This is a genomic window from Wenyingzhuangia sp. IMCC45574 (assembly GCF_054182685.1).
The window spans coordinates 2,078,621-2,092,973 of sequence record NZ_CM135169.1; the positions used below are offsets into that span (position 1 = coordinate 2,078,621).

Consider the following 14,353-nt stretch of genomic DNA (forward strand, 5'->3'; position numbering starts at 1 on the left):
TTACGGAAACTAAACATACACTTTACAACTCAATACTTAAATAATAAAACTCAGTACAATTGGCAAGAGTATTCCTACTCCGGTTCCTATTAAAATCTCTTTATAGTTATGTGCTTTTAATAGAAGTCTAGCCGTTGCTAAAGCTCCCGAAAGAAAGACAATTAAGGCTATTAAAAAAACAGGATACTCATAGTTAGCACCATATATAAGCACAAAACTTAACACACTAGAGATTCCTAACATATGTAGACTTATCTTAATTTTGGTATACAAAAACACCCAAGCAATACATAAACCTGTTGCCGTAGCGTAGGCCAAAATAGTTAGTTCTTTAAATTGCCAAAAATTCTCTAAAACTCTTGCTAAAAATAAATAGTTAAAAATCATTATCAACACAGGAAACTTACGCTCTTGTATGGTTTTGGCATCGTTAGATTTTACTTGTCCTGTAATTCTTAATACAATTAATGTTAACAAGGGTACTAAAAAAGAACCTCCAACAATAATAAATAAGACTAAAAACTTTTGTGCTTCGGATATGGGGATTGGCAATCCTTGCAGATAACCTAAAACCGCATACGTTGGCAACAGTATAGGATGTAATAGATAAGAAAGTATTTTTGCAATTTTTTGTTCCATAGAATTTAAATTTCTTTTCTAAGTCTAGCTACCGGAATGTCTAATTGCTCTCTATATTTTGCTATGGTTCTTCTTGCTATTAAGTAACCTTTTTCTTTTAGCATAGCAGAAAGTTTATCATCCGTTAACGGTTTTCTCTTATCCTCATCTGCCACTACCTGTTTTAATATACTCTTAATTTCTTTGGTAGACACATCTTCTCCTTGATCGTTCTTCATAGATTCTGAGAAGAATTCTTTCACCAACTTGGTTCCATAAGGAGTTGCACAATATTTACTATTTGCAACACGAGAAACCGTAGAAATATCCATATCAATTTTTTCTGCAATGTCCTTTAAAATCATTGGTTTTAACTTACTCTCATCACCAGACAACAAATACTCACGCTGTTTTTCTACAATTGCATTCATTGTAACATATAAGGTTTGCTGACGTTGTTTGATAGCATCTATAAACCACTTGGCCGCATCTAACTTTTGTTTGATGAACTGTACAGCATCTTTTTGAGACCTACTTTTATTCTTAGACTCCTGATACCCTTTTAACATGTTATGATACTCTCTGGAAACATGCAATTCTGGAGCATTTCTAGAATTTAACAACAACTCTAATTCTCCTTCGTTTATTCTAATGGTAAAATCCGGAACAATTTGCTCGGCTATTTTTGCATTTCCAACCACAGAACTCCCTGGCTTAGGGTTTAATTTTTCAATTTCTTGAATGGCACATTTTAAATCATCCTCTGTAATTTCGAACTTAGCCAATAACTTTTTGTAATGCTTTTTTACAAAAGGATCAAAAGCCTGATCTAATATTTGAATCGCCAATTCTACCCCGTGTGTTTGTACTTTATTTTCTAACTGAATTAACAAACACTCTCTTAAATCTCTTGCCCCTACTCCTATCGGGTCCAATCGTTGTACTACATCGTACAATATATCATCAACTTTATTCTCTTCGGTATAGATGTTTTGGGTAAACGCTAAATCATCAACTATATCAATGGTTTCTCTACGCAAATAACCATTTTCGTTAATACTCCCCACTAAAAACTCTGCAATGGCATAATCTTGCTCCGATAAAGAAAAGGTATTTAACTGATTGATTAAAGACTGATGAAAAGTAACTCCTCCGGCATAAGGAATATCCTTTTCTTCATCATCCGAAGAATAATTATTGGCTTGCAATTTATAATCCGGAATATCATCGTCACTTAAATAATCGTCTATATTAATATCATCCGCCTCTATAGAGTCATTTCCCTCATTATCGTAATCACTGTAATCATCGTCTAAACTGTCTTCATTCTCCTTTTCTTTCCCAGACTCTAAAGCAGGATTTTCTTCTATCTCCTGTTTTAAACGTTGTTCAAAGGCTTGCGTTGGTAGTTGAATCATCTTCATCAACTGAATTTGTTGAGGAGATAATTTTTGCGATAATTTTAAGTTTAAGCTCTGTTTTAGCATAGTTTGATGATCGGTTCTAGTGCCTTTACATCTAAAGTAAGTAAAGTATTGGTTAGAAACAAGCAAGCGTTTATCAAATTTAATGCCAACTTTAAACACAACAACCTAACACACTTGTATACAACACAATAAAAAAGGAACAGTAATTTACCTACTGTTCCTTTTTTTAACCAAATAAACCTCTTTTATTTATTTTACCACCAAAGTATATTGAGGAGTTGGGTTTAGCGGACAAAAATATACGTATTCCCCTTTTTTTAATGTTACTTCCTTAGAGTGACCTTTGGTATTGTTCTTTACCAAAGAGGTTACATAGGCATTTTTAATATGATGTGCTTGATCTGTTTTTCCTTTTGGTGCTAATACAAAACCTACATCTTTCCCCACTTCTGTATTCGCGATTTCAAAAACATAAGTCCCTTCAGATAAAGTCAACCCTTTTTCTGTAAACTCACCTTTTGTTTGTTCCAAGGCTACTGTTTTCACTTCTTTACTTTGTGCATTTGCTGTAAATATTGTTCCTAATGCTACTAAAACTCCTAATACTAAATTTTTCATGATCTTGTTTTTTATAAATTTTATTGTTTGATATTGTTACTACAAAGATGCAACCCGAAGGAACCTTTAAAAATGGACAAAGGTTCCTACCCCTTGCACTTTTGTTTTTTAAGCTTGTACTGCAGCTAATTCTTCTGATTTTACGATTGGAAAATCAATCTCTGTTTCTGCAATATGGTTTACATAATTAGTTAGTGTGTTAGAGACCACGTTTAATACAATCTCTAAAACCTCACCATCGTCGTAACCTGCATTTTTAACAGCCTGCAAAGCCTCCGCAGACACCTGCCCTCTTTTTTCTGTAACTTCTTTGGCAAATACTAAACCTGCTTCTTGTTTTGCATCTTCCGCTTGTGCTTTTCTACTTGCCGTTAACTGATCTTGATTTAATCCGTTTAATTTCCCAATAGCAGAGTGTGCAGACAAACAATAATCACAATCGTTTGTTTGTGCAATCGTTAATGCCAATTGCTCTCTAAACTTGTTGGTAAATTTTCCACTTGCTGTTAGCTCTCCTAAAGACAAGTAACTTTTTAAAGTTGCTGGCGAGTTTCCAAATACTTTAATTAGGTTAGGAATAAAACCTAATTTCTTTTCAACTGCATTGAATAATTCTTTTGCTTCTCCTGTAGTTGTTGCTGGGTTTAATGTTTCAATTTTAGTACTCATAATTTCTATTTTTTATAATTAATAATTTGTTGTTCCCTTTGGACACTACAAAGGTGCAACCCATATGAGTCTTTAAAAATGGACAGAAGTTCCTACTGCTTGTACTTGGTTGTTGATGGTATATTAAATATCTTTCGACTATACAAATCTGCGAATATGGCTCAACTCTTACTTAAAGTATTTTTACCCCTATCTTTAGCGATTATTATGTTTGGTATGGGAATGACCTTAGTTATAAACGACTTTACCAGTGTTTTTAAGCACCCAAAAGCAGTAATTATTGGACTTATCAATCAGATTGTCCTCTTACCCTTAATTGCTTTTTTATTAGCCCTTCTTTTCAACATGGATCCTACCATGGCGGTGGGACTAATTATTTTAGCAGCTTGTCCCGGAGGACCAACCAGTAACATGATTACCCAAATTTGCAATGGTAATATTGCACTATCTGTTAGTTTAACCGCTATTGCTAGTTTTACAAGTATTGTTACCATTAATTTTATCGCCTCTTTTGCTTTGCAATACTTTGGATCTACGAACAATACCGCTATAGAACTTCCCGTTTTAGACACCACACTTCAAATTATGACCATTACTTTGATTCCCATATCGCTAGGAATGTTAGTTCGTAACTATAAAACAGCCTTTGCAATTAGAATGGAAAAACCAATGAAAATAGCTTCTACTAGTATTTTTGTACTCATTTTTGCGGGAATAATAGCCACCAATTTTAACATTCTAGGAGATGCCATCTCTAAAGTGGGACATATTACACTATTGCTTAATCTTGCTACTATAGGAGGAGGATATTTAGTAGCCAAAGCTGTTAAATTAAACTACAAAGATGCCATTGCCATTGGTATAGAAGGAGGAATACAAAACGGAACCTTGGCATTTGTAATTACCACGTCTATTCTTAACAATACAGAAATGGCAATTCCTACAGCCGCTTATGCTGTTTGGATGTATGTTACAGCGAGTATTCTAATGTGGAGACTAAAAAACAAAAAATAGTTATCGGTTGTTTGCTGTTCGTTGCTAGCCATAGACGTTGAATCAACTTAATATTCTTTTCGGAATTGTAAAGGAGACTTATCTGTAGCTTTGGTAAAAAAACGAGTAAAGTAAGCAGCATCGTTAAAACCTAAATCGTAAGCTACTTCTTTTACAGGAGCATGTGAGTAGATTAATTGTCGTTTGGCCTCTAATAGAATTCTGTTCTTAATAAATTCACTTGGAGAGGCCGCCCCTACCCTTTTAAAATTTTTAGTCAACGATTTTGGAGACACTCCCAACCTATCTGCATAATCCGTTACAGTATGTAGCGATTTAAAGTTCATCTCTACCAGCGTACTAAAGTCTTTAAACAACTTTGTCTCAACATCTGTTTTTATAGCCGCATTCTCTTTCTGAATTCTTACGGACAAAATAATAAATTGTTTTAGGTAAGCCTGTAACATATCGTACTGAGCTACTTCGCTCTTTTGAAACTCTTCTTCCAAACTTTCCAACACAAAACTTAGCTTTCTGGTATCGCTCTCGCAAGGCTGCACAAAAGGTGTTTCATATACATTGTTAAACAATACACCATTACAAGCCACGGCTTTGTCGTGTGTTTGAATGCAATAAAAATCTTTGGTAAACGTAATCTTATAAGCTTCTTTTATGCTTTCTGTAGCTACACTAAATACTTGTCCGGGTGATAAGAAAAACAATACATTATCTTCAAAATCATATTTTTTAAAGTCGATATGATAAGTTCCCTTCCCTTGCTTAATCCAATACACGCTATACCTATCTACTTGCTCGGGTTTATGAAACACACAAGCATTTTCAAAATCTACAACTTCTAAAGAAAATTGATCTTTGTACTGATAGGTCTCAATGTGTTGGATAGCCATAATTCATTTCATTTTCTAACTATCGGTCGGAAAGAACACACTAAAATAACACCCAAACTATAAAACACGTGTTCTTTTGCCTATTTTAAAACAATCTATATGTCATATTTACGACCATTCTACTATTCCAAATAAAGTCTTCTTCCTGATAAGCCAACCCAGTAGTTAAGATAACACCTACATTTATCTTCTTAATTTGAACATTAGGACAAACTGCCAAGCCACCTGTATACACCCAAGAATCATCTGCTTTTGCAATAGGAATCATATCTACCTGACCAAACACACTAGTGTTAACAGAAAACGAATTCCCCAAATCTGTAGATTTTAAAACTTTTCCTAAAACTACATAATGCGCATGTACATCGCCTTCTAACAATATAGTTCCTAGCTCACCAAACAAAGATTTTTTAAACCATCCCAATCCAGCAGAAACCCCATCTATATAGGTAGTTTTATTATTACTAAAATTATAGTTTACCAATTCTGCGGTTCTAGAAAAAGCGTACATTCCTAATTCCTGTGCACTTGCTTTGCCACAAAACAAAGAGCTTAATAAAATTGTAATTGTTAAAATCTGTTTCATCTTATTTGTGTTTTTAAAAGTAAGGCAAGATTAATTCATTGTACTTTTAAAAACGTTGAACAAGTTCAACAGCAGAACAGACTAGATACTGGCAATATAATTACTTAAATCATCATCTCTTTTTAAACCTATTTTTTTTCGAATTCTATGCCTAGAGATATGCACACTGTTAACCGATATATTTAACAAACCAGCCATTTCTTTACTATCAAACTTTAATTTAATCAAAGCACAATGTTTTTGTTCTGTAGGCGTTAAGGTCTCGTGCTTATTTCTTAAACGTTGGTAAAAATCTGTATTAACCTCTGTAAATCTAAGATTAAAACGCTCCCATAAATCTTTATTCCCTCTTACAATATCTTTTTGCAATCTTCTATAACTCGCTGGAGATTCTTCTTTTAAAACCTCTAACAACTTATCTATGTTCTTATCCTTTTCTATTAATTGCAAAGCAGATACTGTTAGTTCTTTACTTTTGGTTTCTAATACCGCGTTTAATTTTTCTTTATCATGTTTAATTTGAGTTGCAGTGTTTTCTTGCTCCACTTTTAAGTTTCGAACCTTTGTCTTATGATAATTATAAAATAGAAGCCCAATCACTCCAAAACCAATAATAACAATTACGATTAGCAACTGAGACTGGATTCTTTTTTTTCTTTCTATTACATGTTTTTGCTCACTAATTCTAGCATCTTTTTTAAGAATCTTTTTTTGATACTCGTCTTTAATTTCAAAAAGCTCCCCGTTACTTTTACTTTTCATACTAAACAAACTATCCGCAACTTTATACGATTTCTCCAAATAAAAATAAGCCTCATTTAACTGCTGCTTCTCTTTGTGTAAAGTGGCTATTTTTTGTAAAACATTTGTTTTTAAATCGGTGTGGGTGCTATGCTCCTCCATCATTACCAAACTCTTTTTGTAATAATCAATCGCTTTTACTTTGTCCTTCTTTTTTAAATACAAATCTCCTAGAGATTTATAAACAATAATTAAAAACGTTTTACGATCTTTTTCAAAAATATCTCTAGCTTGAATTAAAAATTCTTCTGACTGCTGTAAATCACCTTTTAACAAAAAAATATTCCCTTTTTCTGTTAACACATAAGGATTACTGATTTCGTTAAATTTATTTTTACTAACAGCCAAACAAGAGTCTAAATAGATTAAACTCTTATTAAATTCTTTACTTTTTCTATACTGAACTGCCAAACTATAATAAGCACTTCCTAAATTTATTTTCTTCTTTTTTGAGGTATTAGACTTTACATATTCTAACATCTTTAATTTGTGCTCAATTGCTTTTTTATTCTTGCCATATATACCATAAAGCAACCCTAATTCATTATGTATTGTTGCCAACCTCTCAGAATCATTTGTTGCCTCTGAAAGCAACATTGCTTTCCATAATTCATCATATGACAAAGCATATAAACCATTGTTCTTATTTTCGTCTGCTTTTATGATGTGTTCATTTATTAAAAAAAGAGTATCTACTTCTTTTAATTTCAATGTATCATTTAGCATCAAATTCGTTACTACAATCTTAGTTTCCAAAGCAAATCCGTGGGACCAACTAAGCGTACTAAATATCAGAATTAGCAAAAATCTTTTCATAGTATGCAATCTAGTACTTTTCCCAAAAAAGAAAGAATAGAGGCTCACAATATAACACCTCATTTAACCTACTGTAAAGTTATTGTTAAGTAGATATGACATGAACTTTGAAAGTCTTTGGATAATTTTGATAAGACTGCATATTATGTAGAAAACCATCGGATTAATTAACAATTCGATAACAAAAACTTATTAAAACTAACCATTCAAAAAAAACTTATTTACTAGACAATTATGAAAAAATTGACACTAATTCCTTTCTTAGTATTTGCTTTACTAATCTCTTGTGGCGATGATGCCAAAGAAACATTTATTCCACCAGTAGAAACACCAACTGACGAAACACCAGGTAACGAAACTCCTTCGGAATGTTTAATTACCAATAAAGATGGATTGCTAATAATAGAAGCTGAAAGCTTTGACTTAAATGGAAGTTGGAGACTCCTAGAAGATGAAAAAGCATCTGGAGGAAAATACATTGAATACTACGGAGCTAATAGTTATGCTAGTTATGTAAATCAAGGAGCTCACGAGATTAGTGTAAAATTCTATGTTGACAAAGAATCTAATTATTTATTTAGATGGTTTATGAGACAAGACCCTCACGAAGAAGGAGGAGACTTATCAAATGATGTTTGGTTATACTTCCCTGGTAATTTAAGCCGTGCCAATATTGATGGAAGCCCTTATACCCTAACTCATTTTGAAAAATTTGTAAGTAGAAGTGAAAACAATGACTTTATATACGGTGGTGCTTTAGATTTACACGAACCCAAAAAATCTAGTTCTTGGATGAGAGTTGTTTTCCCTGCTGCAGGAGAATATACTTTAAAAATAAGAGGTCGTTCTAAAGGATTCCAGTTAGACAAAATTATTATGTCTACAGGTATTCCTGACACAGACGTAAAAACCATGTCTAAAACATTAACAGAAGTAAAAACTTGTGACAATTAAATCTTAATTGCATAAAAAGAGAAGCTTAGACTCAGACTATTATAGTCTGAGTCTTTTTTTTCTATACCTATTTAACACTACCAACACCAAAATACACCTCCATTTAAATTCAATATCACACATAATAAACATATGTATTACTGAATTAGAACATAGGTGCCCCTAATTATACGGTTCTACAATAATTTAGTAATCCATTCAATTAGAACATCCTAAAAATGACATTCAAAACACAACTTCTATTACTCTTTTTACTAGCTTCCTCTATTTCATTTGCCAAAACGATCTACGTTGCAACCAACGGAAATGACAATAACAACGGAACCATAAACGCACCCTACAAAACTTTTAACAAAGCAGTTTCCGTAATGAGTGCTGGTGATATTTGTATTATTAGAGGTGGTACATATGAAAATGAACTTATTATTAATAAAAGTGGTAATGCTTCTAATTTTTTAACTTTTAAAGCTGCTGATGGAGAAGATGTAAAGGTAAAAGCCACATCTTTTGTTAATGGATGGCAACAGCATAGTGGAAATATTTACAAAGCCAATGTCTCTATGTCTATAGCTAGTAGATTTAGAACAGTATATCATAATAATGAGTATATGGACTTAGCCAGATGGCCTAACAACACAGATAAAAATCGTTGGACAGTTAATTGTACACCTGTTACGGGAGGAAATGGATCTCACTTTACCGTTTCTAGTATGCCTGACATAGATTGGACAGGAGGTCTGGTATATTACTTAGGAGCTCACTCTGGTGCTAGTTGGACTAGAACAATTACCTCAAACACAGCTACACAAATAAACTTTACCAATGTAGATATTACCAAATGGCCTTTTAGTACTCACAACCCTACAACATGGAGAAATTATCCGGGTAACCAACGTGGGCAACTTTACCTATTTAACAAATTAGAAGCATTAGATTACGCTAGAGAGTGGTACTATGAGTCATCTTCTAACACTCTTTATTTACAAACAGAAAATGGAAATAAGCCAGAAGACAACTCTGTAGAATATGCTACACGAAAATATGCTGCTGAATTAAACGGAGACTATATAAAATTAGAAGGAATTGAATTTTTTGGTGGAGCTATTAAAATTCACAACCGAGCCGACTACAACCAAATTATAAACTGTACTGTAACACACGGTAGTGAAGGGCACGACTCACTTACCAATACAGGAGCTCAAGTTGGAGAAGCATCTATAGAAGTCTTAGGTGACTTTACCTTAATAAAAGGATGTACCATCAATCATAGTTCTGTAAGTGGTATTGTAATATCTGGATGGGCAGCAGATGACTGTATCGTAGAAGAAAACACTATTAGCAATACGGACTATGTTGGTATTCATGCTTCACCTATAAGAACCAGTGGTGATAGAATGAAAGTACTTAAAAACACTATTTTCAACACAGGAAGAGATGGTATGTACGTAGCTGGAACAAACTGTGAAGTAGCTTATAACGATGTTTCTCATTCTCAAATAATTAATAGTGACTCTGGTGTTTTTTATACCGTAGGAAACGACAACCCTAAGAATAACGAAATTCACCACAACTGGTTTCATGACGCTACCGCTCCTTCTTATTCTCACAACCCTAGTTCCCCAGCAAAAGCTGCTGGTATATACTTAGACAATGATAGTAAAGGATACTCAGTACACCACAATGTAGTCTGGAATATCTCTTGGACAGGTTATCAAGTAAACTGGAATAATGTTGATTTGAATTTTTATCACAACACCATTTGGAATGCGTGGGGAGCTATGGATTCATGGGACATCAATGGACCACAATTGAATAATAAAATATACAACAACTACGCCAACACAGGTTCTTGGTTTACAAAAACTAATACAGATTTTGACATAAAAAACAGTCCTATTTTTTCTGATTCACCATTTGAAAATGCATCGGAACAAAATTTTATGCCCAAAGCAGGAAGCAGTCTAATAGATACCGCTCCAATCATCTCTGGGTTTTCTAAAATTTACAAAGGAGCTTCTCCAGATATTGGTGCTTATGAAAGAGGAGGAACAAGATGGACAGCAGGAGTAAATGCGATTGAGGACACTGGAAACGATGATACTTGGACAATTTTTGACACACAATTCACCATCAATTCAACATCAGAAACATGCCCAGACGAAAACAATGGAACTGCTTTTATTACAGCAGACATCTCTGGTAACTACAAGGTTGAATTCAACAACACCAGTAGAAGTTTTACAAAAGAAACTACTTTTACCAACCTTTCTCCAGGTACTTACCCTCTTTGTATTTCTAATCAAGGAGAGACCGATCGTCAATGTTATGAGATTGTAATTAACAGCAGTGAAAATATTATAGCTACCTCATCACTATCCGCGACATTATTAAACTTAGAAATAGAAAAAGGAACTCCGCCTTTTTCCGTTTATATAAATGGTAATGAAACTCTAAACACCTCTTCTAAAAACATCCAAACTAAAGTACATAACGGAGACATTGTAGAAGTTAAATCTCACGAAGCGTGCGAAGGTTCTATTATTAAAACTATTGACTTTAATGAAAATATAATAGCTACTCCCAATCCTACAACGGGAATTTTCTACATACAAACCTCTATAAGTAACGGAAACATCCCTGTTAAAATCTACAATACACAATCGTTATTAATTAAATCTAACACCTACAAAATTAATAACGGAACCATTCTTATCAACCTAGAGAATCAAAGTCCTGGAGTTTATTTTGTGAAAATTTTCAACGAAAATTCTAAAGTACTAAAAGTAATTAAGAAATAACCTTACATAATAACAGCCAGTATTTTAACAAAAAATACTGGCTGTTCACTTTAGGCATAATAATTGGTTAATTTTGAATAAAAAAAATCAAAACACTATGACTAAAAAAATTACTTTATTCACCACTATTCTATTCATCGCTATAACTAGCTCTATTAAAGCTCAAATAAACAAAGACGATAATAAATTTTTAATTGGAGCACAAATCACACAAAGTCACGAAGATACAGGTCTGGGATTTAATGTAACAAGTCCTATGCTTGATCGTAAGAACATTGCTCTTAGGCTAAGAGGAGATGTGTTGTGGAAAAAAATTATCAGCTTAGACATAAAAGACAAAAAGATAGATGCTCCATACTCCAAACTGTCTCTTGGTGTTGTTGGCTTTGGAGGCGAGTTATTTGATGCCACAAAAGTGTATGGTGAGGGAGGTTTAACTTTTATTTTCCCTACCAATAATCCGTCTTCGGATGCTAATTTTTTTGGTGGTTATGGAGTATTTGGCCTAGAATATAAAACAAACTACAAAAATTATTGGTTTTTAGAGATTGGAGGAATTGGAACTGGAGGAACCACTAAGAGTATATCTGCCAATGGAGTTCTTTTTAATTTTGGATATAGATACAAGATCTACTAACATGAAAATATCCTTAAGAAAAGCCAACCTACAAGACTTAAAAGAGATTCAACAACTTTTTGTTGAGAGCATAAATCATACTTGTAATAAGGATTACAATACACAACAAATTAAAGTATGGACGGCCTCGGTAAAAAAGATCGAAAAATGGAGTTCTAAACTTACTTCACAATACTTTATAGTTGCAGAAACGCAGCATAAAATTATAGGCTTTGCATCGTTAGAACAAGGAAACTATTTTGATTTATTATACGTTCATAAAGATTTCCTTAGAAAAGGAGTGGCTAGCTTACTCTATAACAATATAAAAAAAGAAGCACTCCTAAGCGGCTTTCAAAAGCTACATACCAAAGCCAGTATAACCGCTGTTCCTTTTTTTAAAACCAAAGGGTTTACTATAAAGACTGAAAATAAAAATAGACTAAACGGAGTTGAAATCATCAACTACGATATGGAACAATAGCTATTTAAAAGAATTTTTTAGCCTTTAAAACAGCTCCACCAATACGCTTGTATTTTACTTTTTTTCCATTCACACAGAAATAATAAACTCCACGCTCTTTTAACTCAGAAATTTCTAAGAGGATAACATCGCTTACATTGCAATGAAAATCTTTTGCAACTCTCTTCTTAATATACTTCATAGAAGATTTACTCCTTTTTAATTGCGTCTGTATCTTATTATTTAACTTCGGTTCTTTGTAATCACTTGCCAAATCGCATCCTCCTTTTGCAACGGCAGCTCCAAGATCTTGCTTTAGTTCCTCTTTTTTCTCTGGTACAACTGCATCAATATACTCCCAAGTATAGTCTGCTTTTAACAACACTCTACGTCCATCGTCGGTTTTAACAATATGGTTATTTTGAGAAAAGCTTACAGTAAAAGCCAACAAGAATAATAAAAAGATATATTTTTTCATTTTGTAAGAATTCTAAATCCACCCAAAAATACAATTAAAAACATACAATTCTCATGTATCTTCTTTTGATTTTATTCTATAACTTTCACTTATGGAAATTTATCAGCTGCCAGAATATTTAGGTTTGGAAAGTCATCAGGATTTTCAAATGTATAGATACCAAACTCACAAAGAAAACAACAAACACAAGGTGTCTTTACAAATGAATACCTTTAGTTTTTTAACAGATGGCTACAAACAAGTTTTTGCTCAGAACGAACCTATTGCTATTGATAATAAGAAATTTCTATTTATGAGAAAAGGGCATTGTTTAATGACCGAAAGATTAACCCACCAAAACACCTCTTACAAGAGTCTTTTACTTTTTGTTAGTACTGCTGCAATTGAAAACTTTATTAGTCAAAACAATATAAAGCCAAACAAAACAAACACTCTTAGTCCTATTCAGCAATTTTCCTACGACCCTTTTCTTAAAAATTTTGTAACTAGTTTAGAACATATTTACAACTTAACACCATTGGTTAAAGGAAAAATATTAGGCAACAAATTTCATGAATTAATGCACTATCTTATAGAGACATATGGAACCGAATTTCTATCTCCTTTTTTTAACAACAACACCTCTATAGAAAAACAGTTAACAAAAGTTGTTGAAGCCAATAAATACGAAAAACTAAGTCTATCAGAATTGGCTTTTTTATCTAACATGAGCCTTTCTACGTTTAAAAGAACATTTCACAAACACTACAATAGCTCACCTAGTAAATGGTTTAAAGAACAACGATTAGAACATGCCAGCGTGCTTCTAAAAACAAAAGCTCCCTCGGAAATATATCATCTTGCAGGTTACGAATCTTTATCTAATTTTATACAAGCTTTTAAAAAAAAGTATGGTACAACCCCCAAACAGCATCAAGTAACTTGAACTTTTAGCAATAGTTTTTGACCTTTTGCCAACAAATTTTTAATCTAGATAAGCTTAAATTTGTGATACATAAAAACAGCATATTATGAAACAACTTTTTACAATTGCATTTGCCTTTTTAATTAGCAATGCTTTATTCGCGCAAAAAACATTTACACTTAGTAGTAAAACGCTAGGAGGACAAGCAACAATTACCGAAGAATTCAACGGTTTTGGATGTGTAGGTAAAAACATATCACCTGAGCTTTCTTGGGAAAACGCACCAGAAGGGACAAAAAGTTTTGCAGTTACTGTATACGACCCAGATGCCCCTACAGGAAGTGGATGGTGGCACTGGTTGGTGTTTAACATTCCAGCAGATGTAAACCAATTGGTTCCCGATGCTGGTAACCCTAAATCTGGCTTAGCACCAGAAGGAGCAATTCAAAGCACCACAGATTATGGATCTAAGGGTTATGGTGGTCCTTGCCCACCAGAAGGACATGGCCTACACCAATACATTATTACAGTACACGCGTTAGACACAGAAAACTTAGGTTTAAATGCAGATACCAATGCTGCTGTAGTAGGTTACTATTTAGGAAACCACACACTAGCTAAAGCTACTATTGTAGCTTATTATAAAAGAGACAAGAAATAATATTTCTTAAAAGTTGATTTGTTGAAACGTGCATTCGTTACTT

General features: G+C 33.3%; 15 protein-coding genes. 7 read left to right on the forward strand and 8 right to left on the reverse strand.

Annotated features, from left to right (window positions below):
- Positions 1-36 precede the first annotated feature (36 nt).
- From ACXHHC_RS08885 to ACXHHC_RS08900, 4 genes are all read right to left on the reverse strand, one after another.
- A complete protein-coding gene (locus ACXHHC_RS08885; RefSeq protein ID WP_458226012.1) occupies positions 37-639 on the reverse strand; it encodes a hypothetical protein in 603 nt (200 codons plus the stop codon).
- 5 nt (positions 640-644) lie between these two features.
- Positions 645-2,105, reverse strand: a complete 1,461-nt coding sequence (rpoN, locus tag ACXHHC_RS08890) for an RNA polymerase factor sigma-54 (RefSeq protein WP_458226013.1) — start codon at positions 2,103-2,105, stop codon at positions 645-647.
- Positions 2,106-2,294: 189 nt separating this feature from the next.
- Positions 2,295-2,663, reverse strand: coding sequence for a hypothetical protein (locus tag ACXHHC_RS08895; protein WP_458226014.1), 369 nt, complete (start codon positions 2,661-2,663; stop codon positions 2,295-2,297).
- Positions 2,664-2,771: 108 nt separating this feature from the next.
- Positions 2,772-3,332, reverse strand: coding sequence for a carboxymuconolactone decarboxylase family protein (locus tag ACXHHC_RS08900; RefSeq protein WP_458226015.1), 561 nt, complete (start codon positions 3,330-3,332; stop codon positions 2,772-2,774).
- A gap of 156 nt (positions 3,333-3,488) precedes the next feature.
- Between ACXHHC_RS08900 and ACXHHC_RS08905 the strand changes: the two genes are divergently transcribed.
- Positions 3,489-4,346 carry a bile acid:sodium symporter family protein gene (locus ACXHHC_RS08905; protein ID WP_458226016.1) on the forward strand — a complete coding sequence of 286 codons (858 nt, stop codon included), beginning with the start codon at positions 3,489-3,491 and terminating at the stop codon, positions 4,344-4,346.
- A gap of 47 nt (positions 4,347-4,393) precedes the next feature.
- Here the strand turns inward: ACXHHC_RS08905 and ACXHHC_RS08910 are convergent, their stop codons facing one another.
- The 3 genes from ACXHHC_RS08910 to ACXHHC_RS08920 all read right to left on the reverse strand — a co-directional run bounded on the left by ACXHHC_RS08910 (position 4,394) and on the right by ACXHHC_RS08920 (position 7,436).
- Positions 4,394-5,233, reverse strand: coding sequence for a helix-turn-helix domain-containing protein (locus ACXHHC_RS08910; protein WP_458226017.1), 840 nt, complete (start codon positions 5,231-5,233; stop codon positions 4,394-4,396).
- Between the two features lie 85 nt (positions 5,234-5,318).
- Positions 5,319-5,819, reverse strand: coding sequence for a hypothetical protein (locus ACXHHC_RS08915; RefSeq protein WP_458226018.1), 501 nt, complete (start codon positions 5,817-5,819; stop codon positions 5,319-5,321).
- A gap of 81 nt (positions 5,820-5,900) precedes the next feature.
- Positions 5,901-7,436 carry a tetratricopeptide repeat protein gene (locus ACXHHC_RS08920; RefSeq protein ID WP_458226019.1) on the reverse strand — a complete coding sequence of 512 codons (1,536 nt, stop codon included), beginning with the start codon at positions 7,434-7,436 and terminating at the stop codon, positions 5,901-5,903.
- Positions 7,437-7,670: 234 nt separating this feature from the next.
- Between ACXHHC_RS08920 and ACXHHC_RS08925 the strand changes: the two genes are divergently transcribed.
- From ACXHHC_RS08925 to ACXHHC_RS08940, 4 genes are all read left to right on the forward strand, one after another.
- Positions 7,671-8,390 carry a hypothetical protein gene (locus tag ACXHHC_RS08925; protein ID WP_458226020.1) on the forward strand — a complete coding sequence of 240 codons (720 nt, stop codon included), beginning with the start codon at positions 7,671-7,673 and terminating at the stop codon, positions 8,388-8,390.
- Between the two features lie 218 nt (positions 8,391-8,608).
- Complete coding sequence (locus ACXHHC_RS08930; RefSeq protein ID WP_458226021.1) at positions 8,609-11,188, forward strand: T9SS type A sorting domain-containing protein; 2,580 nt, start codon at positions 8,609-8,611, stop codon at positions 11,186-11,188.
- 97 nt (positions 11,189-11,285) lie between these two features.
- Positions 11,286-11,825: a hypothetical protein gene (locus ACXHHC_RS08935; RefSeq protein ID WP_458226022.1), complete on the forward strand. Its 540-nt coding sequence runs from the start codon at positions 11,286-11,288 to the stop codon at positions 11,823-11,825.
- Between the two features lies 1 nt (position 11,826).
- Complete coding sequence (locus ACXHHC_RS08940; RefSeq protein WP_458226023.1) at positions 11,827-12,288, forward strand: GNAT family N-acetyltransferase; 462 nt, start codon at positions 11,827-11,829, stop codon at positions 12,286-12,288.
- A 4-nt stretch (positions 12,289-12,292) separates the two neighbouring features.
- Here ACXHHC_RS08940 and ACXHHC_RS08945 read toward each other — a convergent pair whose 3' ends face one another.
- Entirely contained in the window at positions 12,293-12,745 is a 453-nt protein-coding gene (locus ACXHHC_RS08945; RefSeq protein ID WP_458226024.1) for a DUF3157 family protein, read from the reverse strand.
- Between the two features lie 91 nt (positions 12,746-12,836).
- Here ACXHHC_RS08945 and ACXHHC_RS08950 point away from each other — a divergent pair, with 91 nt between their 5' ends.
- Together ACXHHC_RS08950 and ACXHHC_RS08955 are read left to right on the forward strand one after the other, a co-directional pair.
- The gene (locus ACXHHC_RS08950) at positions 12,837-13,670 is read left to right on the forward strand and encodes a helix-turn-helix domain-containing protein (protein WP_458226025.1); all 834 of its coding nucleotides are present in this window, start codon (positions 12,837-12,839) and stop codon (positions 13,668-13,670) included.
- A gap of 85 nt (positions 13,671-13,755) precedes the next feature.
- On the forward strand, positions 13,756-14,310 hold the full coding sequence (locus ACXHHC_RS08955; protein WP_458226026.1) for a YbhB/YbcL family Raf kinase inhibitor-like protein: 555 nt from the start codon (positions 13,756-13,758) through the stop codon (positions 14,308-14,310).
- The last annotated feature ends 43 nt before the right edge of the window (positions 14,311-14,353 follow it).